Consider the following 21,650-nt stretch of genomic DNA (forward strand, 5'->3'; position numbering starts at 1 on the left):
TCACGACCGGCTGCGGGTGTCATGCGGCACGTCGCCGCCGTTGCGCTGGGCGGGCACGTCGTTCGCCACGTCGGCGGCGGGCTCGTCGTCGACCTCGTCGTCCGCGCGGTGCAGCGCGGCGTCGTGGCGGGCCTCCGGGTCGTCGAAGCCGGTGACGTGCTCGGCGTCGTGCTCGGCCGCACGGGCGGCGGGCTCCGCGTCGTCGGCCCGGTCGCTCGCGGTGGGGGTCACGTCGGTGCCGAGCAGCTCCGAGAAGAGCGTGCGGTAGTGCACGACGGCCTGGCGCAGCTGCTCCGTGGTGGCCTCACCACGGTCCGAGAGCTGCGAGATCTCGTGGGCGTCGCGGTAGTGCCCGATGGTGCGGGCGTGCTCGACCGACAGGTGGGCGAGGTGCTGCTCGTAGTCGCCGGTGGGGTACCCGCGCTCGGCGACCAGCTCGGTCACGAGCGCGTCGGCGTCGCGCACGGCGCCGGCCGGGTCGTCCAGGAAGCGGGCCTGGATCTCCTCCCACTTGCTGGTGTATCGGGCCCGGGACTCCGGGGAGAGCTCCTTGAGCTCGAGCTCGGCGTGGCGCCGTTCGCGCTCACGCAGCTCACGCTCGGCGGCGAGGCGGCTGTCCCCCTCGGCTACGGCCCGGTCGTACTCGGGGCCGAACCGGTTCTGCAGGGCCCGCCGCCGGGTGACGAACCAGATGCCGTAGCCGAGCGCGGCGATCACGACCAGGACAATGATCGTGACCAATACTTGGGTGGCTGTCATGGCGGTCCTCCTTCAATGGAGGTATTCCCGCCTCGCACCCCCGCTCAAACGAAGCCGATCGTTCACGCTCCCACGAGGTGGTTGAGGAAGTCGCGGTAGCCGTGGACCGCGGCCCTGAGCTGCTCGGTGTCGTCGCGGCCGGACACCCGCCAGTTGCTGAGCTGGTCCTTGCGCGCGTTGAGCGAGGCGGTCACCCCGGCGAGGGCGTCGTCCACGAGCCGCTCGGCCTCCCCGGCCGCGGTCTGCGGGTCGTCGACGAAGCGCAGCTGCAGCTCCTGCCAGCGGTTGCGCACCTCGTACGCGTGCGCCTCGCTCGTCAGCGACGAGTTGACCGTGAACCCGCCGCCGTACGGCACCGACGACATCGGCGCGGCCGCCTGGGGCATCGCCGCCGCCGGGGCCATCCCGCCGGCCGCCATGCCCCCGGCCGGCGCCATCCCCGCCGCCGGAGGCATCCCCGCGGCCGGCGGCATCCCGGACGGCATGGTGCCGGCCGGCGCGGCCGTCCCGGGCGACGGCGGCCGGGGCTGGGCCACGGGCGCGGCCGGCGCGGCCGCCGACTCCTCCAGCTCCTCCTCTTCCTCCTTGCCGCCGCGCAGCAGGATCCAGCCGCCGACCGCCAGGGCCAGCACCACCAGGCCGATCGTGATCGTCGTGGAGTTCATGGGTACCCCTCACAATCCGAGGATGCGGTCGAGGAACTCGCGATACTCGCGCAGCGAGGCGCGCAGATTCTCGGTGTCCAGCCCGCGGGCGGCCCGCTGCTGGTGCAGCTGGCCCCGGCGCGTGTCCAGGGACGCGGTAAGCGAGGCCACCGCCTCCTGCACGAGCCGCTCCGCCTCCCCCGCCACCAGGTGCGGGTCGTCGATGAACCGCAGCTGGAGCTCCTGCCACTTGGTCTTGATCCGCTGCCGGTCGGCGTCGTTCCACAGCGCCGCCAGGCTCCCCGGCGAGCCCCCGACCGGCCGGTACACCGAACCGTTGACCGGCGCCGGACCGCTGACCGGCGCGGTGCCACCGACCGGCGCGGACCCGACCGCGGGCGCGGGCGCCGCCGAAACGCTCTCCGGCGCGGGCGGGGCGTCCTCATCAGGTCGGGGCGCCAGCTCGTCGCCTTCAGGTTGCATGCGCGCGTTCCTCTCCATCGGGAGGTGGCGCGATACCCCGGTACACCCGGACAAAAGCCACTCCCGGGGGTGACCCAGAGCACGCTTGCGGCCCTTCGCAAGCCGGCCGCAAGTGCCCGCCAAGTCCGTCACGGCAGAGTGCGGAGCATGACGAACTCCTGCAAGTCCTGGGCCGGCCCGACCTTCTCCTCCCCGATCTCAGCCTCGCACTTGGACAAGGGCAAAAGCGCCGCTGGTGCGCCATGAGGCGGGCAGCCCCCGCTCCGCGCCCGCGTCCAGCCCGGCCACCACGTCGGACTTCACCGTCCGCAACGCGGCGACCGGCCCCGGAAAGTACCCGCTGACCTCCCCGAACGACGTGGTCACGGGCCACATCCGGTCCCCGACCAGGCGGCGGTAGTTGAGATCCCCCTTGAGGATCGTCAGCTCCGCCGCCGCGAACCGCGCCGCGAGCCCGTCCGGCGCGTCGTGGAAGGTCAGCGGCGCGCAGTAGAAGTCCTCGGTGTACAGCTGCAAGGCCCCGCTCCGCAGCGCACCGTCCAGCCGTCCGCCGACCGCACTGCCCGCGGGGAAGCGCCCCAGCTCGGCCAGCACGTCGGCGGTCAGGGCGTCGGAGACGAAGTACGGCGCCGGCTTGACGTGCAGCTCGACCCGTGACGCCCGCCCGGTGCGGAGCAGGAAGTCGATGAGCACCAGGTCGGGCAGCAGCTCCCGCCCGGCGTTGTCGGCGACCACGATCACCGGCCCGCCGCGGGTCAGCGCCCACAGCCGCGCACTGTCGTCGACGAGCGGCATCTCGACCCGCTCCTTCTTCTCCTTGACGAGCCCGAACCCGAGATCCGCCCGGTTGCCCCAGAGCGCCGCCCGCACCACCCCCGCGGCCTGCTCCTCCTCCGGCAGCCGCTGCAGCGCGTCGAGCTCGGCCAGCTCCCGCTCCCCCGGCAGGTCGGCGGCCTTCTGCGGCCCGAACGGGTCGATCCCGCGCCAGGCCCCCGGCGCGTAGTAGCCCACCGCCTCCAGCAGCCGGCGATAGAAGAAGTTCTCGGCGAAGAGGAACGGCACGTCGTACCACGACCGCCCGAACATCCCCGCCCCCCAGACGGCCCAGGCCCCGAAATCGTGCGCCTCTTCGCCCAGCGACCGGACCACGTCCTCTTGCAAGAGCATTCCAAGCCGCTCTTGTACCTCGGGCGCGTACGGATATGCCTCGAGCACCCGCTTGACGATCGCGGGGTGCCGGTCGCGCAGCACCGAGTGGGGGAACGAGCGCGGGTCGCTGCTCACGATGACGGGTGGCTCGACGGGCATGGGGGCAGTATCACCCGTAAACTCGAACCATGTCGGACGGTTGGTTCTACGCCCTCTTCGTGATCGGCGCCCTGGTGCTGATCGCAACCCTGGTGGTGGCCATCGTTCTGGCCGTGCGGGTGTGGAAGACCGGCAAGTACCTCCAGGCGATGGGCCTGGGCGGAAAATGGGTCATCTGGGGCGCGATCCTCTACACGATCTTCCCCATCGACCTGCTCCCCGACCCGATCTACCTCGACGACGTCGGCGTGCTGGGCGGCGCGCTGATCTACCTGAGCCGCCTGGCCGTCAAGGCGCGCCAGAACCAGAACCGCCAGCCCGTGCCGCCACCACAGGTTCAGCGCCGCTGAGTTCAACGCCGCTGAGTGCAACGCCGCTCAGTTCAACGCCGCTGAGCTCGGCCCGCTCCGGCGGCACCGGCCCCCACCGCCCGATCACCCACCCCCCGAGCGCGGTGGCGACGACGAGCCCGCTCCACAGTGGAGCCTCACCGGCCTGCAGCAGCCCGAGCAGCAACGCGGGCGCGAGCGCGTTGGCGACACCGGTGGAGAGCTGGAACCCGGCGAGCGCCCGCCCGACCTCACCGGCCGGCGCCGCGGCGGCCACGAGGGCCGCGCCGAATCCGGCGTAGAGCAGCTCCCCGAGGGTGTACACCACCGCCACCCCGGCGACCGCACCGGCGCTGCCGCTGACCCAGAACCCGGCATAGGACACGGCCAGCACTCCCCCGGCCACGGCCAGCAGCCCCCGCCGCGACCGCCCGGCGAGCCGGACCACGAGCGGAACCTGCAGGACCACGACGAGCACCGTGTTCCCGGCAAAGATGAGCCCGGCCCAGACCGCGGGCGCGTGGAGCCGCTGGGTGAGCACGACGGGCAGGACGACCTCGAGCACGGAGTAACACAGCGCGAGCGGAAGATTCCCCCAGACGAGCACCCGATGGCTACGGCCCCTCACCTTCGTGCGCACGCTCGTCGCGGCCGTGACGCGCATGGTGCCGACAAGCCCGGCCGCCACCGCATAGCCGACCATGGTCCCGACGGCGAGCAGCCGCAGCACCCCGGTGCCCGCCCCGACCGCCACGGTCGCGACGAGCGCCCCGACCCCGAGCCCCCCGTTGCGCAACGCCCGCCCGAACGCGAGCGCCCCGTCGGCCCGCGCGCCGGCCATGGCACTGACGAGCGCCGCATGCGCGGGCGGCCACGCCTGGTTGCCGACCCCGAGCAGCACCGCGGCCACGGCGAACGCCCCGAGCCCGCGGGCCCCGAGCAGCACCGCGACCCCGGCCACGCGCACGACGAGCGCCGCCACGACCGGCCCGACCCGCGCCCCGCGATCGATCCACCGCCCGACGGGAGGCACCACGACCAACCCGGCGAGCAGCCCGGCGGTGAGCGCGATGCCGGTGGCCGCGGCGGGAAGCGCCAGGACACCGACGCCGTAGACCACGAGGAACGGGCGGAGGAGCCCGGCTCCGATCGCGTCGACCGCGAGAGCCGCGGCGTACCGCGCGCCAAACCCACCCCATCGCATGCGGCCAAACCTGCGCCCCACCACCCACGGCGGTCACGCCGATTGACGATCCCCGTCAACCCGTCCGGCCAACCGGTTCGGCGAGTGGACTGAGCTGATCGGCCGCCGGAGTCGGAACCTTCCGCGCTGCGTTTCCGTGGTCACGGATGGTCACAATGCCGGGCATGGGTATGCCGAAGATCGCGCGGGCAAGCCGGACGAGCCACGAACCGGTGCCGTCCGCCGATGTGCCGCTGCAGGTGCTGCCCTGGTGGTGGGCGGTCGTCATCGTGGCGGCCGTCTTCGCGGGCGGCGCGCTGGCGAGCAGCGGTCGACGGCGTTGTACGTCGCGGCCGCCGACCAGTTGGCGAGCGACCGGGCGGCGGTCCGGCTGGCCGGTTTGTACACGCTGGAGCGGCTGGGCCAGGACAACGTGAAGCTGCGCCAGACGGACCTGCGCGACGTCGAGTTCCACCGCAACGCCGACCTGTCCAACGCACAGTTCGACCAGCGGCTGGAGATGACGGGCGCGGTCGGCACCTCGGACGTGGTCCTGCCCCGCGACTGGGAGTTGTCGGGCGAACCCGGGCCGGCCGACGGGCTCCGGGTCGTGACACCGGCGAGCGGCTGGTCAGCCGGCCAGGAGGCTCATCGGGCCGGGAGCACCGAGGGGGCGTAGCCGTGGCGGCGGACGATTGACGATCCGCGTCAAGTGGCGGGCCGTGAGCGGATGGGCGCTGGCACGATGGGTGGGTGCTCACCATCGACGTGACCGGGATGCCGGCCGAGTGCGTGACGTTCGCCGCCTCGCCGCTGGCTGAGCTCACGTCGATGCTGCACGTCCTCGCGGAGCCGGCGCACCATCCGGCTACGCAGGCGTGGGCGGCCGCGACGCTCGCCGGGCTCAAGCCGGCGCTCGCCGATCGGCTCCTGGAGGCCGAGTTCCTGTGGCGCTCCTCCCGCGCGGACTTCCTCGTCCCGGCCCGGCCCGGTGCGGCGCTGGAAGATGAGCTGGACGACGTGGACCGGCTTCCCGACGACGTGTACGTCGCCGCTGCGCTCGTTACCACCTGTGGCTCCTCCCGGCTGTCCTTCCGCCGTACCGTGTCGGCCGAGCGGGCTCTGGAGCTTGCGCTCGCTCGGGGGCCTCGGCAGGCCGCGTTCGCCGAGCGGTTGCTCTCCGATCCCGGCTCCGTGCGGGCCGTTGTACGGCGGCTGCTCGAGGACTGTGCGGATGCGTTCTTTTCCGACGCCTGGCGGCGCGTCGAGCATCGGCTCGCGGCCGATGCGCGGCACAAGTCGGAAATCCACGCGCGGCTCGGGCTCGGGGCGGCGCTCGAGGCCGTCTCGCCCGCGGCCGGGCTGGTCGAGCGGGGCGGCGGGGCTCGGGAGATACAGCTCGACAAGCTCCAGGACAACTGGGCGAGCGGGGTCGGCGGGGTGACGTTCATTCCCTCGGTGTACAACCGGCCGCACCTGCTCACCGTGCACGCCCCGGGCTGGCGGCCGGTCGTGCAGTACCCGGCCGCCGACCGGCACGACGCGGCGCCGCTCGCGCTCGATGTCGTGCGGCGGCGGCTCGACGCGCTCGCGCACCCCGTCCGGCTGCGGCTGTGCCGGACGCTCGCGCGCGGGCCGCACACGACCGGGGAGCTGGCCGAGGCGTGGGAGCTCAGCGCGCCCGAGGTGTCGCGCCACCTGGCGGTCCTCAAGAAGGCGGGCCTGCTCACCACGACCCGGCGCGGGCGGTACGTCAGCCACGCCCTCGACGTCCAGGCGACCGCCGCGCTCGGGGCCGACCTGGTCGCCGCTTTCCTGCGATGATCTGGACATGAACGACATCACGGTCGTACCCGTCCCGGCCCGCGTCGAGCCCGCCCCCGGGGTCACCTTTGTGCTGCCGGCCGATGGGGTGATCCGCTCGGACTCGGCGTCCGCCGGGGCGTTCCTCGCCGGCGCGCTGCGGCCGGCGACCGGGTTCGCGCTGCCCGTCGTCGCGGATCATCCGGCGCCGGCGATCGAGTTGCGGCTGGTCGCGTCGGGGGCGGACGAGGGCTACGAGCTCGACGTCGACGCGGGCTCGGTTGTCGTTCGGGCCCGTACGACGGCGGGGCTGTTCTACGGGGTGCAGACGCTCCTGCAGCTGCTGCCGTCCTCGGTGGACGCCGCGACCGTCCAGGATGGACCGTGGACCGTCCCGGGTGGACGGATCCGTGACGAGCCGCGGTTCGCGTACCGGGGGGCGATGCTCGACGTGTCGCGGCATTTCTTCGGGCCCGAAGTGGTTCTGCGGTTCGTCGATGAGCTCTCGCGGTACAAGATAAATTTCCTGCATTTGCACCTCAGCGACGACCAGGGCTGGCGCATTGCGATCGAGTCGTGGCCGGAACTTGCGCGTTCGGGCGGTGCGACGCAGGTCGGGGGCGGGGCCGGCGGGTGTTTCAGCCAGGCCGAGTATGCGCGGATCGTCGCCCATGCGGCCGAGCGGCACGTCACGATCGTGCCCGAGATCGACCTGCCGGGGCACACGAACGCCGCGCTGCACGCGTATCCGCAGCTCAATGCCGATGGGACCGCGCCGCCGGCGTACACCGGCGTCGATGTCGGGTTCAGCACGCTCACGGTCGGCCGGGAGGCGACGTACACATTCGTGCAGGATGTACTGCGCGAGGTTGCGGCGCTGACGCCCGGGCCGTACCTGCACATCGGCGGCGACGAGGCGCAGAGCACGTCCACAGAGGACTATCTGGCGTTCATGGACCGCGTGCAGCCGATGGTGACCGCGCTCGGCAAGACGGTCGTCGGGTGGCACCAGATCGGGCCGGCGCGGCGGGAGCCGGGGCGGATCGCGCAGTACTGGGGCCACAAGCCCGAGCCCGACGAGGACCTGCTGGCCGCCATCGCGCAGGGCGACCGGATCCTGTTGTCACCGGCGGATCGCGTGTACCTCGACATGAAGTACACAGTGGACACCCCGATCGGGCTGGACTGGGCGGGGCACATCACCACGCGCACCGCCTACGACTGGGACCCCGCGGCGCTGCTGCCGGGCGACGCCGACGTCGCCGGCGTCGAGGCTCCACTGTGGACCGAGACGGTCGCGACCGCCGCCGACATCCACCTGCTCACGTTCCCGCGCCTGCCGGCGATCGCCGAGGTGGCGTGGTCGCCGCAGGCCGCGCGGGACTGGGCCGCGTTCCGGGTGCGGCTGGCCGCGCACGGTCCACGGTGGACACTGCGGGGCGTCGGCTTCCACCCCGACCCCGAGGTGTTCTAGGCGGGCTTCCGCGCGACCAGGACGTCGCGCAGGATGGCCTGGTCGACGCGGTGGCGGAAGGACTGGTACGGCTCGTCGTCCACGACCTCGAGCCCGGCCTCCGCCAGCAGGCCGGCCGCGACCTCCCGTTTGGCCACGAACGTGTTCCACGCGATGCCCATCGCCCCGCCCGGCCGCAGCAGTCGCGCCCACACCGGCGCACCCTCCGCGAGCAGGTCCTCCGGGCTGCGCACGAGCCCTTTACCGGCCGTTCGACTTCCGTGTTGTACCCCATAAGGCAGATCGGTGACGACGAGGTCGAACGTGCCGTCCTTGAAGAACTCCCGCGACCGCATCGTGTCGGCGTTCACGACGTCGAACGACTGCGTAGCGCCCGCCTTGTAGTCGTCCCGGTCGGCGGCGAGGTCGATGCGCAGCCGCTTCGCGACCACCTGGCGCTCGCGCCGCACCGGCCCGAACTCGGCCTTGTGCTTGATCCGCTTCCGCTTCAGCCACGTCTGGATGAACGCCGCGTACGCCTCGAAGTCCTTCTGGTCCCGATCGATGCCGGCGGCGTCGAAGCCGTACATCAGCGCCTGGTTGAGCGTCGTCCCGCGCCCGCAGAGCGGGTCGAGCACGCGGAACCGCCGGGTGAGGAAGTCCCTGGCGTGCTCGGATGCCAGCAGCGTGACGTTGAGCAGCAGCTTCGTGAACTGCTCGTTCGTCTTGCCCTGGTACTTCTGGATGGTGATGAGATCGTCGTCGAACCGATCGAGCCGCGTGACGTCGACGGGCCGGAACAGGTCCCCGACGACCTCGAACAGCGCATAGACCGACGAGAGGTTCCCGAGCACGGCCGCGTCCTGTTCGGTGATCGCGTCCGCCTCGAACGTCACGTACGGCACGCCGCCGACGGTGCGCGTCCCCACCTCGGCGAGCCGGTTGCCGAGCACGCCACGGTCGAACGCTGTGAGCTCGGCCTGAGTGAGCTCGACGGACGCGTCGGCGTAGACGCGGTTGGCGGAGGGCAGGATGAGCAGCGCATACAGGGCCATAGACCCTCCACCCTACCGACACGCGGGGTACCGGGATGCATCGCCCGCCCCCGGTGCTGTACAGTTCGACACGAAGGGGCGATTGGCGCAGCGGGAGCGCGCTTCGTTCACACCGAAGAGGTCACTGGTTCGATCCCAGTATCGCCCACCGCCGAGGGTGCAGCCTGCTCATAGGGCTGCGCCCTCTTTCGCATGTCGGCGGTGGATTCCTCGCGCTCGGCTTCGCCTTTGCTCCCCGGCGGGGGGCTTCGCCACCCCGCACCCCCCGATTGGCGGGCGCCCCCGTCATCCCGATATTGCTTGGGTAATTCGCTCAGCGTATTGCTTGGGTAATTCGCTCAGCGTATTGCTTGGGTAATTCGCTCAACGCTTTGCTGGGCTTGGGGCTCAGGTTGGTGCGTGCGTCGCGGTCAGGTGGCCGCGGGCTCTTCACGTACGGGAGAGCAGCCGACGGGTGCGGGCGGGGACGTCAGCGGGCAGCGTGCCGATGATGTCGGCCAGGCTGACCGCCGCCAGACTGGCTCGCCAGGCCTCGTGGGCCGCGCGCATCGTCGTGGCCAGGACGCACGGCTCGGTGCAGTCCTCGGCGGGCAGCGCGCCGCGGCCCTGCTGCCTGATCTCCCGGCACTGGTACGGGTCGGCGCCACCGTCGACCGCCTCGATCACGTCCAGCACGGTGATCTGCGACGCGGGCCGGGCCAGCCGGAACCCGCCCCGCGGACCTGTCGTGGCGGTCAGCACCCCGGCTCGGACCAGGTGTGCCAGCTGCTTGGCCAGGTAGGGCGCGGGAATGCCGAAATGCTCCGCGAACTGGCTCCCGCTCGCCGTGGCCGCTCCGTCCAGCTGCGCCAGGGAGGCGGCGCAGTGCAGGGCCCACTCGGCACTCTCAGGCAGCTTCACGTGCCCAGTCTAGCCTTCGTGGTTATTATGGACCCCTAATATCTGCAATAGGCAAGGAGCTGCCAAGATGCGAGTAGCCGTCGTCGGGGCCACCGGACGGATCGGATCCCTGACCGCCGCCGGCCTGCAACGCGACGGGCACGATGTCGTGCCCATCAGCCGGACCCATGGCGTGGACGTCGTCGCCGGCACCGGCCTCGACGAAGCCCTGACCGGGGTGGACGCGGTCGTCGACGCCACCAGCACCAACGCCGAGGCCGTCGGCTTCTTCACCACCGCCACCGCCAACCTGCTCAGCGCCGAACAGCGAACCGGAGTCGGCCACCACGTCCTGCTGTCCATCGCCCGGGTACGCACCGTGCCCGGCAACGCCCATATGGCGGGCAAGCGCGCCCAGGAGGCGGCCGTCGAGGCCGGGCCGATCCCGTACACCATCGTTCCCGCGACGCAGTTCCACGACTTCCCCGCGATGATCGCCGGCTGGGTCGAACAAGACGGGGTCGCGCAGCTGCCGCCGCTGCTGATGCAGCCGATCGCCCCCGCCGACGTCGCCGACATCCTTGCCCGAGTCGCCGTCGGCGCCCCCCAGGGCCGCCACCGCGACATCGCCGGACCCGAGCCGCAGGACCTGATCGACATGGCCCGTCGCACGCTCGCCGCTCAGGGCAGGAGCATCCGGCTCGTGCCGACCTGGCACGGCGGCATCTTCGACGAGACCGCGGCCGGCGATGTCCTGCTGCCCGCGGCCGACGCCCAGATCGCCCCCACCACCTTCGACGAATGGCTGACCACCCAGCAACGATGAGCGAGCCGGGGGCGACGTATTCGGCCTGCCGGTCTTCGACGTCCGGTGGCTCGGCACTGTGGCGCCCTGGGCATTGCAGTCCTCCCACATGTCCCGCGGTGTCCGTAGCGGCCGGCTACGGACACCGTGGTTGCCGGGCGGTGCCCGATCGCCCCCATCCGGGCGAGATGACCGGGTATACCTGGGCCGGGCCGACCAGCCCGCAGCGCGGCGATCGTCCGGCCTTGCTAGCTGCGCGGTTGAGGGTTTGTCCATCCGGTCGCGAATGCCGACGGTACGTTGAACCTGGGCGCTGACGGCGCCGCGGTCCTCGGCCGCCTCGCGCCACTCGGATTGATCGACCAGCAGGCCGAGATGAGGCAACTCATCCAGAGACTGCTGGATCGACTCGGCCAGCAGGGTCGTTTTGTCCTGTCGGGCTCGCGAGCACGGGCCGGCCAAAGCGACGACCGTCCCGTTCAATCTGACGGGACTGCCGGCCTTGTCGATGCGGTTCGGCACGAGCAGCGACGGCATGCCGATCGGTGTGCAGCTGGCCGCCAACTGGCACTCGGAGTCGACGATCCTGCACGTCGCCTCGCTGCTGGAGACACTGAGCCCGGTCCGCGACCAGCACCCTGCCCTCTGACGGCCGGCCTCGCCGCACTTGGGCGCGAACCGCCGGGTCGATCACCGGTCCAGCGGTCCAGCGGCGCGGCGAGGAACGGCGCGGCCAACGCGTGCGCCGCGCCAGGACCGCGGCGCCCAGGCCGGGCCCGCTCCAGAACCGGAAGCAGGAGCCGGCGCCGGTGCGCGCCTGCCACGCCGGGATACTGGCGGGATGTTCGTCATCGAGGCCGAGTCGGCGGTGCCGCCGTACGAGCAGCTGCGTCTCCAGGTCGCGGCGCGGATCCGGGACCGGTCGCTCGCGGTGGGGACCCGGCTGCCGACGATCCGCGCCCTCGCCGCCGAGCTCGGGCTGGCCGTCAACACCGTGGCCCGCACCTACCGCGAGCTGGAAGACGCCGGGCTGATCGAGACGCGCGGCCGGGCCGGGTCCTACGTGACCGCGGCCGGGCAGGCGGCGCTGGAACGGGTGCGGCGCGCGGCCGAGGAGTACGCGGCCGTCGTGGCCGCCTCCGGGATCGAGGCCCCGGAAGGGCTCCGGATCGCGGAGGCGGCGCTCACGAGAAAGAGCTAGGCGGCGCTCACGAGAAAAAGCTGAGCGGAAAAGCTAGGCGGCGATCGCCATCGAGGGGAGCATCAGCTTCGCCTGGATGGCGGCCGCCGACGGCTCCATCCCGTTGAACATGAACGCGAGCAGCGCGTCGTTGCCGACCCAGGCGCAGATCGAGATCGTCACGCCCGTCGCGGTGGTCTTCTGGCACTCGGCCTTGCCGCCGAGCTTGCCCGCCTCGAACGGGGTCGAGCCGCTGCCGGTGCCGCCCAGGGACTTGAAGGCGCCGTCGAAGAAGTCCTTCAGCTGCTTGTCCGGGCCGCCGACGCCGAACGCCGAGCCGGTGCCGCCCCAGACCACGACGACGTGCGCGGTCTGCTTGGAGTCCTGGTACTGCGCGGCGAACGGGTTCTGCACGCCGGCGTCGGACATCTGCTGGCTCATCTGCTTGGCCTGGTCCTGGTTGGACTGCTTCTTCCAGCTGCTGATGGTGGCCGGGGCGGTGAACGTGACCTTCGGGCTCTTCGGGGCGGCCGCGGAGGTCTTCGCGGCGCCGGTCGACGCCCCGGGCTGCGGCGCCGTGGTGGTCGAGCTCGCCGTGGGGGTGTCCTTGTCGTCGGAGTTCATGACGTACGCCACGGCGCCGATGCCGCCGATCAGCACGATCCCGATCGCGACGACGATGCCGATCAGGAGGCCGTTGCCCTTCTTCGGCGGCGGGGGCGGCGGGTAGCCGGGCTGCTGGTTGTAGCCGTAACCCTGGTCGTAGGCCGGCTGGGGCGGCTGCTGGTACGCCGGCGGCGGCTGCTGGTAGGACGGCGGCTGCTGGCCGTACCCCTGGTCGTACGACGGCTGCTCGTACGCCGGCTGGCCGTACGCCGGCTGGCCGTAGGCCGGCTGGCCGTAGGCCGGGGGCTGGTTGTAGGTAGGCTGCTGGCCGTACGAGGGCTGCTGCTGACCATAGGACGGCTGCTGGCCATAGGGGTCGTAGTTCGGCTGTGGCGCGTACGGGTCAGACATGAGAGCTCCTCGGCACACGGAAGACCCCGCGCAGCATAGTCGGCCCTCGCTACAACCGGTGTCCGATACCAGCCGGAAGGGCTCAGCTTCGCCGGCGGCCCGCCGATCGTGATTCGGTGTGGCGCGCGGCGGTCCGTCCCCTGATCCACGCGCGCGACCTCGTGGCGGCGACGCGCGCGGTGGCGTACTTCTTCATGGTCGGCGGCTCGGTCGTCGGCACCTGCGCTCTGCTCGTGCCCGGGTTCGCGGGCGGCTCGACGACCGGCCTGCTGACCACTTCCCGGGGCCGCCGGTCCCGACCGACAACATGAACAACCCGGGCGGCCCGATCGTCATGCCGCCGGCCGTACCCGCGCCGGGCGGCTCGGTGATCATTCCGCCGGGCATGTTCGACACGCCGAGCGCGACGACGGAGGAGACCCCGTCGACGCTGCCGACGCAGGACCCGAGCTCGAACCCGTCGGCGACGCCGACCGAGGCGCCCACACCGGCCCCGGCGCCGAGCTGCACCAGCGCGGCGCCCACACCGCAGCCGACGGACACGTTCGGCAACCCGATGCCGGCGCCGATGCCCACGGACATCAACGGCAACCCGATCCCGCAGCCGACCGACGTCAACGGCAACCCGGTGCCGCAGCCGACGGACATCAACGGCAACCCCGTGCCCGGGCCGACCGACACGTTCGGCGCGTCCCCGGCGCCCTCCCGACGTTCACCGAACGCGGACGGTAACCACACAGCGCAAAGTCGAGGGGCGGGTCCGGTCCACGGGTCCGCCCCGCGGTCGCATATGAAGGTGAAGCCGGCTCGCTGATATTGTCACGCGATGCTGACGGGTACGGCCGGCCAGGACGACACGACCGCACCGGCCACCACCGGCAGGATCGTGCGACAACGCGACGGCGCGCCGGCGCGGCCGACGAGCGAGGAATCGGACAGCATCGCCGATAACACCACCAGGCGGACCAGCCGCCGGGCGGACCTGCTGGCGCTCGGCAGCTTCCTGCTGGGCGCGCTGTTCATCGTCGCGCCGATCCTGGCCCACTACGGCCGGCGGATGCCGATCAGCCCGGGCGACCGGGCCCAGGCCGAGTACTTCCTCGCCTGGTCCGCCCACGCCATCACGCACGGCGAGAACCCGCTGCACATCGTGCAGTACAACTTCCCGCTCGGCGTCAACGGCATGGCCAACACGACGGTGCTGGGCTTCGGGATCCCCCTCGCCCCGATCACCCTGCTGTTCGGCCCCCAGGTCACGTTCGACCTGCTGATCGTGCTGGGCATCGCCGGCACCGCGGCCGCCTGGTACTGGCTGCTCTCCCGCCACCTCGTCACCAGCCGCACCGCCGCGTGGGTGGGCGCCCTGGTCGGCGGGTTCGCGCCGACGGTCGCCTCGCACGCGTCCTACCACCCGAACCTCGTCGCGCAGTTCCTGGTACCGCTGCTGGCTTGGCGCACTTTCAAGCTGCTCGAGGGCCGCCCGGTGCGCAACGGGCTCATCCTCGCCGCGCTGGTCGTCTATCAGGTCTTCATCAACGAGGAGACGCTGTTCCTGGCCGCGCTCGCGATCGCGGTGGTGCTGGCGCTCTACGCGGTGCAGCGCCGCGACCGGGTGCGGGCCGCGATCCGGCCGCTCGCCGCCGGGCTCGGGGTGACCGCGGGCGCGTCGCTGGTGGTGCTCGCCTACCCGCTGTACTTCCAGTTCCTCGGCCCGGGCGCGTACCACGGCGGCGACAAGTACATGACCACGTTCCGCATGGACGTGCTCGGCCTGACCTCGTACGGCAGCAACAGCGTGGCCGAGCGGCTGCGCCGCTTCGGAGAGCCTCCGGCGCCGCTGGGTGCGGAGGAGCACGGCTTCCTCGGCTGGACGCTCGTGCTGCTGCTTGTCGCGCTGGTCGTCTGGCAGTGGCACGACGTGCTCATCCGCTCCCTGGCGATCACCGGCCTCGGCTTCCAGGTGCTCGCCTGGGGCTCGCCGCTGCAGTTCCAGGGCCGCAACACCCACGTGCCCGGGCCGTTCTGGCTGCTGCAGCACCTGCCCCTGTTCGACACGCTGCTGCCGACCCGCCTCGGCGAGGTGACGAACTGGGCGGTGGTACCCATTCTGGCCCTCGGCGTGCAGCGGCTGCTGGAGCTGGGCGGGCTGCCCGTGCGCACGCGGCGGCTGTTCCTGGGCACGGTGCTCGTGGCGGCGCTGCTGCCGGCCGCGCCGATGCCGATCAAGGTCGTGAACCGGACCCCGATTCCGGCCTTCGTGTCGGCGGGGACCTGGAAGCAGTACGTCGGGGCGGACCGGACGGTGCTCATCGTGCCGCTGCCGCAGTGGGACTTCACCACCGCGATCTACTGGACCGGATCGACCGGCGCGGACATGAAGGTCTCGCACGGGTACTTCCTCGGCCCCGCCGACGGCGTCGACGGCCACCACGCCGTCGCCGGGCCGGCCCCGCGCCCGACCGACCGGCTCTTCGCCGAGGCCATGTACTACAACCGGGTGCCGACGGTCACCGACGCCGACCGGGCGCAGGCGCGAACGGACCTGGCGTACTGGCACACCTCGCTGATCCTGGCCCCCGAGGGCGCGCAGTGGTCCGCCGTGCGCACCACGCTCACCGAGCTCTACGGTCCCGGTACGCACACCGGCGGCCTGTGGATGTGGGACGTCCGTAACTCCTAGCGGTTGACAGATCGCGCTGCGTGCGCGTCCATCGAGTAATGCCGATCGTGATCGCACGCGCGTGAAGCGCGTGCTCGCAGTGCCGGCGGCCCGGACGTACCTGCTCGGGCAGACGGTGTCACTGCTCGGCGACTCGACCCTGTGGCTGGCGACCAGCGTGTGGGTCAAGACGCTGACCGGCAGCAACTCGGCGGCCGGGCTGGTGTTCTTCTGCTTCACCGCCCCGGCGCTGCTGGGCCCGGTCGCGGGGGCGCTTGTCGACCGGTTCCGGCGGCGCCCGCTGCTCGTGTGGGCCAACGCCGGGGCCGCGGCCGCCGTCCTGCCGCTGCTGGCCGTGGACGGGCCGGGGCGGGTCGGGCTGGTGTACCTGTCGATGGCGCTGTGCGGCGCGGCGTACACCCTGCTCGCCCCGGCCCAGTCGGCGCTGCTGGTCTCGATCGTCCCCGGCGAGCTGCTCGCCGACGCCAACGGCCTCCTGCGCACCGCCCAGGAGACGCTGCGCCTGGTCGGGCCGCTGCTCGGGGCCGGGCTGTTCGTGCTGGCCGGCCCGAAGGCGGCGGTACTGCTCGACGCGGTCAGCTTCGCCGTGCCGATCGCCTGCCTGCTACGGCTGAAGGTCGACGAGCGGCGGCCGGTGCGGATCCAGGGCGGGGGCGGCGGGCTGCGGTTCATCGCCCGCTCGCCCCGGCTGCGGCCGGTGGTGCTGGCGGCGGCGTGCGCGCTGTGCGTGTTCGGGTTCAGCGAGACGACCGTGTTCGCGGTCGCCGGGCAGGGGCTGCACCGCTCCCCCGCGTTCGTCGGGGTGCTCGCCGCCGTGCAGGGGGCGGGGGCGCTGCTCGGCGGGCCGAGCGCGGCGCCGCTGGCCCGCCGCCTGGGCGAGGCGCGCCTGATGGCCGCGGGCATGCTGGCCGGGGCCGCGGGGGCGCTGCTGCAGGCGGTGCCGGCCCATGCGGTGGTACTCACGGGAGCCGCACTCTTCGGCATCAGTCTGCCCTGGCTGGCGGTCGGGTTCACCACGCGCCTCCAGCGCGCGACGCCCGACGGGATGCAGGGCCGGGTCTTCGCGGCCGCGATGATGGCGGTGACCGTGCCGCAGACCGGGTCGATCGCGCTCGGGGCCGCGCTGATCGCCGCGGTCGGCTACCAGGCCCTGCTCGCGACGATCGCGGTCGTGCTCGTGGCCTGCGCGTTCTACCTGCTCGCTCAGCGGGCGGAGCGGGCCACGGCGGCGCGGATGCCGTCGAGCACGATCTGCAGGCCGCGCTCGAAGCTGGCGTCGCTCTGCGGATCGCGGATCTCGCGGAGGCTGGCGTTCATCAAGGGGTACGCCTCCAGGAAGCGGAACACCTCGTCGACGCCCAGCTCCTCGTCGACCGGTTCGGCCGCGCGCAGCCGGTCGGCCTGCTCGTCGAGGGTGAAGCCCGACACGTAGTTGGCGACCGCCATCATCGCCGCCATCGCGTCGCGCGGGCTCAGGCCGATCCCGCACAGCACCTGCAGCTGCAGCTCGATCGCGTTGAGCTGGACGGCCTGCGGCCGCGTCGCCGTGGCCAGCCGGACGCCGTCGCGGTGGCGGGTGAGCGCCGCGCGGATCCCGCGGGCCCGCTCGGCCAGCCACTCGTCCCACGCCTGGCCGGGCGCGGGCGGCTCGGCGGCCCGGGCCTCCGCCGCGATCGTCTCGACGAGCTGGTCGAGCAGCTCCTGCTTGTTCTTGAAGTGCCAGTAGAGGGCCGGGGCCTGGACGCCGAGCTCGCGGGCGAGGCGGCGCAGCGACAGCCCGTCGAGCCCGACCTCCTCCAGGAGGTCGATCGCGGCCTTGATGACCTGCTCCCGATCCAGCGGCACGTTGACACCTTAACAGTGTTCAGGCATCCTTAACACCGTTAAGTCCTTAACGGTGTTAAGGGGACGCGTCATGATTGAAGCGAGTGGATTGACCAAGCATTTCGGCGGTCGGCCCGCGCTGGACGGGGTCGATCTGCACGTGCCGGCCGGGACGGTCTGCGGGCTGCTCGGGCCGAACGGGGCCGGCAAGACGACGGTGGTGCGCATCCTGGCCACGCTGCTGCACCCGGACGGCGGGTGGGCGCGGGTCGCCGGGCACGACGTGGTGCGCGACGCGGCCCGGGCGCGGCTGGAGCTGGGCCTGGCCGGGCAGTACGCGGCGGTGGACGAGGTGCTGACCGGGCGCACCAACCTGGTGCTGTTCGGGCGGCTGTACCACCTCTCCAAGCGCGAAGCCCGGCGGCGGGCCGACGAGCTGCTCGAGCGGTTCCGGCTCACCGCGGCCGCGAACCGGCCCGTGCGCACCTACTCCGGCGGCATGCGGCGCCGGCTCGACCTGGCCGCGAGCCTGATCGTGGCGCCGGCCGCCCTGTTCCTCGACGAGCCCACGACCGGCATCGACCCGGGGACGCGGCTGGAGATCTGGGACATGGTGGCGAAGCTCGCCCGGGAGGGGACCACCGTGCTGCTCACGACGCAGTACCTCGACGAGGCCGACCGCCTCGCCGACCAGATCGTGGTGCTGGACCGGGGCCGGGTCGCGGCCGCGGGAACGCCGCTGGCGCTCAAGCGCTCCCTGGGCGGGGCGCGCGTCGACGTGGTGGTGCACGATCCCGCCCGCGCGGGCGCGGCCGCCGCGATCATGGGCGGCGACGTGACCGTCTCCGGCGCGCGGCTGTCGGTCACGTCGGACGAGCTGGTCCGCATCGCCACGGAACTGGCCGCCGCGGCGATCGAGGTCGACGACATCGCGCTGCGCCGCCCGACGCTGGACGAGGTCTTCCTGCACCTGACCGGCGGTGCGGCATGATCTCGGACACCTACGTCATCGCCGGGCGCAGCTTCTCCCGCCTGCGCCGCGAGCCGGGCGAGCTGATCGGCTTCCTGCTGTTCCCGGTCATCATGATCGTGCTGTTCGCGTACGTCTTCGGCAGCGCGATCGCCCTGCCCGGCGGCGGCGACTACAGCTCGTTCCTCATGCCGGGCATCTTCATGCAGACGATGGCGCTGACCGCGGTGCAGGCCGCGATCCGTACCAGCACCGACATGACCCGGGGCATCATCGACCGGTTCCGCTCGATGCCGATCGCCCGCGCGGCCGTGCTGACCGGCGCGAACCTGGCCGAGCTGCTGCTGCGCCTGCTCGGCCTGGCCGGCATGGCGGGGTGCGCGCTGCTGCTGACGAACTGGTCGCCGCACCGGGGCGTGGCCGCCACCGCGGCGGGCTTCGGCCTGCTGGCCCTGTTCGGACTGGCCATGATCTGGGTGGGTACCTTCATCGGCCTGGCCGTGGCCAGCCCGGCGATCGCCGACCAGGCCACGTTCTCGTGGCTGTTCCCGATGACCTTCCTCGCCAACACGTTCGTCCCGACCCAGGGCCTGCCGTTCTGGCTGCGCCCGGTGGCCGACTGGAACCCGATGAGCGCGACGGTTGCCGGGGTGCGCGCCCTGTTCGGCAACCCGTCCCCCTCGGCCACCCACGCCGCCTGGCCCCTGCAGCACCCGATCGGCATGTCGCTGGCCTGGTCGGTCGCGCTCCTGGCGGTCTTCGTGCCGCTTTCCGTGTGGCGGTACCGCAAGGCGTCGCCGCGCTGAGCCGTCAGCCCATGACCCGCGCGCCGTGCGCGGTCGCGACCGACAGGAGGGCCCGCGCGGTCCGGGCTCTCCTCAGGTCGGCGACGCTCAACGCGCGCCAGTCCGGGGGCAGGGTGTGCAGCTGGGCGACCGTCATCGGCAGCGCGGCCAGGCTGAGCCGGGTCAGGTCGGCGGCGAGCGGGGCGGCGGCCCGGGCGGTCAGGCTGCGGACGAACCACATCCAGCGCCAGACCCACTCCTCGCGGGGCCAGACGCCCGCGTCCCCGGCCCGGTCCAGCAGCCACAGCTCGAGGCCGGCCCAGTCGGCGGCGTGCCGGGGGTCGCCGAAGCGGAGGGTGGCCAGCGGGTGCAGCAGGGAGGTCCACCAGTCGGCGGCCTCGGAGGTGTCGGGCACGCGGTCGGCGAGCCACTCGGCGCGCTCGGTGCGCGTCAGCGGGAGCAGCAGGCGCAGGCTCTCGCAGACCGCCCGCCAGCGGGCCTCGGGCAGCGCCGGGGACTCCGGGACGGGCCAGACCGGGGCGGCGATCGCGATCACGGTGCCGTCGTCGGCGGCGGTGACGGTCGAGCCGCTCAGCGGGGCGCGGAAGGTGACCTCGGTGGCGCCGGCCCGGCTCGGCGGGAGCGGGACCAGGGACTGGCCCACCCGGCGCAGCTCCTCCTGCAGGTCGTCGAGGCGGACCGGGGCCGGGAGGCGGTCCGCGCGCACCACCAGGAAGCGGCCCTGCCACGGCTCGTCCGGGCCCAGGCGTTCGTAGTGGCACTCGACCTCGCCGAAGTCGCGGTACATGCCGTCGGGGCCGGCGTGCTCGGTGAAGTCGGCGCCCAGCGTCGAGGCCAGCGCGTGGATGGGGGCGTCGGCGCTGAGGCCCTGGACACGGGCGGTGGCGAGCGCCTCCGCGCACAGCTCCAGCGGACCGGTCATCGGGCGTCCCCGTGCCCGGGCGCGGTCGCTACGGCCGCGCGCGGGGATTCATCCTGATCGAAGATCGCCAGCGCCACGCCAGCGATCGTACGCACCCGTGCAAAGGGTCGCCCGGCGTTCGGTTGCGCTCAGGAGATTTTGAAGGTCTCGCCGTAGACCTTCCACGTCAGGGGCGTGTGCAGGTCCAGGTTGCCGTCCTTCAGGAACTGGCGCTGGGCGGTGTCGACGCGGCTGGTGTCGCTGTGCGCGGCCTCGGTGCGCATGGCCGCGGCGCGCGCGTCGAGGAAGGCGGTCAGGTACGCGGTCTCGGTGCCGCCCTGGGCCGGGGGCTTCGCCTTGGCCAGGGCGGCCTTGCGGATGCCGCCGAAGCTGTCCGCGTCCGGGCCGGGGCCGTGCATGACCATGGCGTCGTAGTACGCGAACTGGCCGAGCGCGCCCAGCCCGTCGGCCTTGGCCTGGTTGACGGCCGGGTCGAAGTAGACGCGGTCGCGCTCGTCGTCCTGGGCCCGCGTGAACGCGGGGTCGGCGGCGGCGCTGCGCCAGGCCTCGGGGAAGCCCTCGAGGCCGGCGTGCGAGGCGGTGCCGTTGACCTTGCGCAGGGCCGGGAGGAACCGGGCGAGCGGGTTGCCGGGGACGGCCTGCGTGTACGCCTCGACGAGCTCCAGCATGTCGCCGGTGCCGGAGCAGAAGCCGATGATGCCGCCGGTGTAGCCGCGGCCGTCGCCGATGTCCTCGAGGTACTGGTACTGGGCCTTCCAGTCGAGACTGGAGTTCTCCGCCGAGGAGACCAGCTGCATGGCGATGTCCTTCTTGCGCGGGTCGGCCAGGCCCGTGCCCGCGGCCGGCGCGGCCGGGGTCGTCGCGGTGGGCGTGGGCTTCGACGGGCGCGGGGCGCCGGAGGTGACCACCGGGGCCGCCTGCGAGGCGCGGCCGGGGCGTCGCCGGGCCGGGGCGTCGCCGGAGGCCGGGGCGGTGCCGTAGACCTCGAAGTCGTACAGCGAGTAGCCCCACTTCGTTCCGCGGGCCGTGCCGTACAGGCGCACGTAGCGGCCCTGCCCCGTCAGGCCGGTCAGGTCGTCGGTGCCGCCGTCGCCGGCGCGGGTGCCGGCGATCGTGGTCCAGGCGGTGCCGTCGTCCGAGGTCTGGATGTCGTACGCCCGCCCGTACGCGGTCTCCCAGCGCAGCCGTACCCGGTTCACCGTGGCCCGTGCGCCGAGGTCGACGGCGATCCACTGCGGGTCGACGCCCTCCTCGCTGCCCCACCGGGTCCGGCCGTCGCCGTCGACGGCGTTGCCCGCCGCGTACTCCGCCGACTCGACCGACGACGCCTCGGCGGGCCGGTTGCGGGACAGCAGCGGGTCGGTGGCCGCCTCGGCCCCCACGTTGGCCCAGATGACGAGCGGAACCGCGATGAGCGCCCCGGTGGCGGCGATCCACCCGGCGAGCCTGCGAGTCAAGTGCATGGGTGGATCGGACCATGCGTGAGGGTGAGCTGACTGCGGGCTAAAGCGGGATTTCAGGAAGGCCTCAGGCCGCCCCATCCCGAACGG

At 72.7% G+C, this 21,650-nt stretch carries 23 protein-coding genes, 1 tRNA gene and 1 pseudogene; 14 read left to right on the forward strand and 11 right to left on the reverse strand.

Annotation, left to right across the window (positions count from 1 at the left end; translation table 11 throughout):
* The 4 genes from ACPPVO_RS49625 to ACPPVO_RS49640 form a co-directional block, all read right to left on the reverse strand.
* On the reverse strand, nucleotides 1–759 hold the full coding sequence (locus ACPPVO_RS49625) for a hypothetical protein (RefSeq protein WP_426506088.1): 759 nt from the start codon (nucleotides 757–759) through the stop codon (nucleotides 1–3).
* A gap of 62 nt (nucleotides 760–821) precedes the next feature.
* Nucleotides 822–1,424 carry a hypothetical protein gene (locus ACPPVO_RS49630; protein WP_426506090.1) on the reverse strand — a complete coding sequence of 201 codons (603 nt, stop codon included), beginning with the start codon at nucleotides 1,422–1,424 and terminating at the stop codon, nucleotides 822–824.
* A 9-nt stretch (nucleotides 1,425–1,433) separates the two neighbouring features.
* On the reverse strand, nucleotides 1,434–1,886 hold the full coding sequence (locus ACPPVO_RS49635) for a hypothetical protein (RefSeq protein WP_426506092.1): 453 nt from the start codon (nucleotides 1,884–1,886) through the stop codon (nucleotides 1,434–1,436).
* A gap of 198 nt (nucleotides 1,887–2,084) precedes the next feature.
* A complete protein-coding gene (locus tag ACPPVO_RS49640) occupies nucleotides 2,085–3,194 on the reverse strand; it encodes a damage-control phosphatase ARMT1 family protein (protein ID WP_426506094.1) in 1,110 nt (369 codons plus the stop codon).
* A 29-nt stretch (nucleotides 3,195–3,223) separates the two neighbouring features.
* Between ACPPVO_RS49640 and ACPPVO_RS49645 the strand changes: the two genes are divergently transcribed.
* Entirely contained in the window at nucleotides 3,224–3,544 is a 321-nt protein-coding gene (locus tag ACPPVO_RS49645) for a YkvA family protein (protein WP_426506095.1), read from the forward strand.
* Here ACPPVO_RS49645 and ACPPVO_RS49650 read toward each other — a convergent pair.
* The gene (locus ACPPVO_RS49650; protein WP_426506097.1) at nucleotides 3,483–4,727 is read right to left on the reverse strand and encodes an MFS transporter; all 1,245 of its coding nucleotides are present in this window, start codon (nucleotides 4,725–4,727) and stop codon (nucleotides 3,483–3,485) included. The genes ACPPVO_RS49645 and ACPPVO_RS49650 overlap by 62 nt on opposite strands.
* A 319-nt stretch (nucleotides 4,728–5,046) precedes the next feature.
* On the opposite strand from ACPPVO_RS49650, the gene ACPPVO_RS49655 reads away from it, so the two are divergent.
* From ACPPVO_RS49655 to ACPPVO_RS49665, 3 genes are all read left to right on the forward strand, one after another.
* Nucleotides 5,047–5,385, forward strand: a complete 339-nt coding sequence (locus ACPPVO_RS49655; protein WP_426506099.1) for a hypothetical protein — start codon at nucleotides 5,047–5,049, stop codon at nucleotides 5,383–5,385.
* Nucleotides 5,386–5,459: 74 nt separating this feature from the next.
* Entirely contained in the window at nucleotides 5,460–6,530 is a 1,071-nt protein-coding gene (locus tag ACPPVO_RS49660) for a DUF5937 family protein (RefSeq protein ID WP_426506100.1), read from the forward strand.
* A 7-nt stretch (nucleotides 6,531–6,537) separates the two neighbouring features.
* Nucleotides 6,538–7,983: a beta-N-acetylhexosaminidase gene (locus tag ACPPVO_RS49665; protein WP_426506102.1), complete on the forward strand. Its 1,446-nt coding sequence runs from the start codon at nucleotides 6,538–6,540 to the stop codon at nucleotides 7,981–7,983.
* On the opposite strand, the gene ACPPVO_RS49670 is transcribed toward ACPPVO_RS49665, so the two are convergent.
* A complete protein-coding gene (locus ACPPVO_RS49670) occupies nucleotides 7,980–9,017 on the reverse strand; it encodes a TRM11 family SAM-dependent methyltransferase (RefSeq protein ID WP_426506104.1) in 1,038 nt (345 codons plus the stop codon). The genes ACPPVO_RS49665 and ACPPVO_RS49670 overlap by 4 nt on opposite strands.
* A gap of 76 nt (nucleotides 9,018–9,093) precedes the next feature.
* On the opposite strand from ACPPVO_RS49670, the gene ACPPVO_RS49675 reads away from it, so the two are divergent.
* A tRNA-Val gene (locus tag ACPPVO_RS49675) sits at nucleotides 9,094–9,165 on the forward strand.
* 281 nt (nucleotides 9,166–9,446) lie between these two features.
* On the opposite strand, the gene ACPPVO_RS49680 is transcribed toward ACPPVO_RS49675, so the two are convergent.
* Nucleotides 9,447–9,917 (reverse strand): RrF2 family transcriptional regulator, encoded by a 471-nt coding sequence (locus ACPPVO_RS49680; protein ID WP_426506105.1) that lies wholly within the window; start codon nucleotides 9,915–9,917, stop codon nucleotides 9,447–9,449.
* Between the two features lie 67 nt (nucleotides 9,918–9,984).
* Here ACPPVO_RS49680 and ACPPVO_RS49685 point away from each other — a divergent pair, with 67 nt between their 5' ends.
* The 3 genes from ACPPVO_RS49685 to ACPPVO_RS49695 all read left to right on the forward strand — a co-directional run bounded on the left by ACPPVO_RS49685 (nucleotide 9,985) and on the right by ACPPVO_RS49695 (nucleotide 11,902).
* A complete protein-coding gene (locus tag ACPPVO_RS49685) occupies nucleotides 9,985–10,722 on the forward strand; it encodes an SDR family oxidoreductase (RefSeq protein WP_426506107.1) in 738 nt (245 codons plus the stop codon).
* Nucleotides 10,723–11,128: 406 nt separating this feature from the next.
* Nucleotides 11,129–11,350 (forward strand): amidase family protein, encoded by a 222-nt coding sequence (locus ACPPVO_RS49690; protein WP_426506108.1) that lies wholly within the window; start codon nucleotides 11,129–11,131, stop codon nucleotides 11,348–11,350.
* Nucleotides 11,351–11,542: 192 nt separating this feature from the next.
* Entirely contained in the window at nucleotides 11,543–11,902 is a 360-nt protein-coding gene (locus ACPPVO_RS49695) for a GntR family transcriptional regulator (protein ID WP_426506109.1), read from the forward strand.
* A gap of 33 nt (nucleotides 11,903–11,935) precedes the next feature.
* Here ACPPVO_RS49695 and ACPPVO_RS49700 read toward each other — a convergent pair whose 3' ends face one another.
* Nucleotides 11,936–12,898, reverse strand: coding sequence for a hypothetical protein (locus ACPPVO_RS49700; protein WP_426506111.1), 963 nt, complete (start codon nucleotides 12,896–12,898; stop codon nucleotides 11,936–11,938).
* Between the two features lie 116 nt (nucleotides 12,899–13,014).
* On the opposite strand from ACPPVO_RS49700, the gene ACPPVO_RS49705 reads away from it, so the two are divergent.
* The 4 genes and pseudogenes from ACPPVO_RS49705 to ACPPVO_RS49720 all read left to right on the forward strand — a co-directional run.
* Entirely contained in the window at nucleotides 13,015–13,209 is a 195-nt protein-coding gene (locus tag ACPPVO_RS49705) for a hypothetical protein (RefSeq protein WP_426506113.1), read from the forward strand.
* The gene (locus ACPPVO_RS49710) at nucleotides 13,206–13,712 is read left to right on the forward strand and encodes a hypothetical protein (protein WP_426506115.1); all 507 of its coding nucleotides are present in this window, start codon (nucleotides 13,206–13,208) and stop codon (nucleotides 13,710–13,712) included. The genes ACPPVO_RS49705 and ACPPVO_RS49710 overlap by 4 nt, the downstream gene beginning before the upstream one ends.
* Before the next feature lie 12 nt (nucleotides 13,713–13,724).
* Entirely contained in the window at nucleotides 13,725–15,578 is a 1,854-nt protein-coding gene (locus tag ACPPVO_RS49715) for a hypothetical protein (protein ID WP_426506116.1), read from the forward strand.
* Between the two features lie 157 nt (nucleotides 15,579–15,735).
* Nucleotides 15,736–16,737: pseudogene (locus ACPPVO_RS49720) on the forward strand (MFS transporter); the annotation flags it as partial.
* Nucleotides 16,738–16,781: 44 nt separating this feature from the next.
* On the opposite strand, the gene ACPPVO_RS49725 reads toward ACPPVO_RS49720, so the two are convergent.
* On the reverse strand, nucleotides 16,782–17,423 hold the full coding sequence (locus ACPPVO_RS49725; RefSeq protein ID WP_426506118.1) for a TetR/AcrR family transcriptional regulator C-terminal domain-containing protein: 642 nt from the start codon (nucleotides 17,421–17,423) through the stop codon (nucleotides 16,782–16,784).
* A 70-nt stretch (nucleotides 17,424–17,493) separates the two neighbouring features.
* Between ACPPVO_RS49725 and ACPPVO_RS49730 the strand changes: the two genes are divergently transcribed.
* Both ACPPVO_RS49730 and ACPPVO_RS49735 read left to right on the forward strand, forming a co-directional pair.
* Complete coding sequence (locus ACPPVO_RS49730; protein WP_426506120.1) at nucleotides 17,494–18,393, forward strand: ATP-binding cassette domain-containing protein; 900 nt, start codon at nucleotides 17,494–17,496, stop codon at nucleotides 18,391–18,393.
* A complete protein-coding gene (locus tag ACPPVO_RS49735; protein ID WP_426506122.1) occupies nucleotides 18,390–19,178 on the forward strand; it encodes an ABC transporter permease in 789 nt (262 codons plus the stop codon). Before ACPPVO_RS49730 ends, ACPPVO_RS49735 begins: the two co-directional genes overlap by 4 nt.
* A gap of 4 nt (nucleotides 19,179–19,182) precedes the next feature.
* On the opposite strand, the gene ACPPVO_RS49740 is transcribed toward ACPPVO_RS49735, so the two are convergent.
* A complete protein-coding gene (locus tag ACPPVO_RS49740; RefSeq protein WP_426506124.1) occupies nucleotides 19,183–20,100 on the reverse strand; it encodes a hypothetical protein in 918 nt (305 codons plus the stop codon).
* Between the two features lie 128 nt (nucleotides 20,101–20,228).
* Complete coding sequence (locus ACPPVO_RS49745) at nucleotides 20,229–21,563, reverse strand: chitosanase (RefSeq protein ID WP_426506126.1); 1,335 nt, start codon at nucleotides 21,561–21,563, stop codon at nucleotides 20,229–20,231.
* Nucleotides 21,564–21,650: the final 87 nt, after the last annotated feature.

Source organism: Dactylosporangium sp. McL0621 (assembly GCF_049995355.1).
GTDB lineage: Bacteria > Actinomycetota > Actinomycetes > Mycobacteriales > Micromonosporaceae > Dactylosporangium.

What these genes read in the sequence shown, in the direction of transcription:
- ACPPVO_RS49635 (WP_426506092.1), bottom strand. Translation starts at nt 1,886, where the DNA reads ATGCAACCTGAAGGCGACGAGCTGGCGCCCCGACCTGATGAGGACGCC.
- ACPPVO_RS49735 (WP_426506122.1), top strand. Translation starts at nt 18,390, where the DNA reads ATGATCTCGGACACCTACGTCATCGCCGGGCGCAGCTTCTCCCGCCTG.
- ACPPVO_RS49700 (WP_426506111.1), bottom strand. Translation starts at nt 12,898, where the DNA reads ATGTCTGACCCGTACGCGCCACAGCCGAACTACGACCCCTATGGCCAG.
- ACPPVO_RS49710 (WP_426506115.1), top strand. Translation starts at nt 13,206, where the DNA reads ATGAACAACCCGGGCGGCCCGATCGTCATGCCGCCGGCCGTACCCGCG.
- ACPPVO_RS49745 (WP_426506126.1), bottom strand. Translation starts at nt 21,563, where the DNA reads ATGCACTTGACTCGCAGGCTCGCCGGGTGGATCGCCGCCACCGGGGCG.
- ACPPVO_RS49715 (WP_426506116.1), top strand. Translation starts at nt 13,725, where the DNA reads ATGCTGACGGGTACGGCCGGCCAGGACGACACGACCGCACCGGCCACC.
- ACPPVO_RS49670 (WP_426506104.1), bottom strand. Translation starts at nt 9,017, where the DNA reads ATGGCCCTGTATGCGCTGCTCATCCTGCCCTCCGCCAACCGCGTCTAC.
- ACPPVO_RS49630 (WP_426506090.1), bottom strand. Translation starts at nt 1,424, where the DNA reads ATGAACTCCACGACGATCACGATCGGCCTGGTGGTGCTGGCCCTGGCG.
- ACPPVO_RS49740 (WP_426506124.1), bottom strand. Translation starts at nt 20,100, where the DNA reads ATGACCGGTCCGCTGGAGCTGTGCGCGGAGGCGCTCGCCACCGCCCGT.
- ACPPVO_RS49730 (WP_426506120.1), top strand. Translation starts at nt 17,494, where the DNA reads ATGATTGAAGCGAGTGGATTGACCAAGCATTTCGGCGGTCGGCCCGCG.
- ACPPVO_RS49645 (WP_426506095.1), top strand. Translation starts at nt 3,224, where the DNA reads ATGTCGGACGGTTGGTTCTACGCCCTCTTCGTGATCGGCGCCCTGGTG.
- ACPPVO_RS49650 (WP_426506097.1), bottom strand. Translation starts at nt 4,727, where the DNA reads ATGCGATGGGGTGGGTTTGGCGCGCGGTACGCCGCGGCTCTCGCGGTC.
- ACPPVO_RS49685 (WP_426506107.1), top strand. Translation starts at nt 9,985, where the DNA reads ATGCGAGTAGCCGTCGTCGGGGCCACCGGACGGATCGGATCCCTGACC.
- ACPPVO_RS49625 (WP_426506088.1), bottom strand. Translation starts at nt 759, where the DNA reads ATGACAGCCACCCAAGTATTGGTCACGATCATTGTCCTGGTCGTGATC.
- ACPPVO_RS49695 (WP_426506109.1), top strand. Translation starts at nt 11,543, where the DNA reads ATGTTCGTCATCGAGGCCGAGTCGGCGGTGCCGCCGTACGAGCAGCTG.
- ACPPVO_RS49665 (WP_426506102.1), top strand. Translation starts at nt 6,538, where the DNA reads ATGAACGACATCACGGTCGTACCCGTCCCGGCCCGCGTCGAGCCCGCC.
- ACPPVO_RS49640 (WP_426506094.1), bottom strand. Translation starts at nt 3,194, where the DNA reads ATGCCCGTCGAGCCACCCGTCATCGTGAGCAGCGACCCGCGCTCGTTC.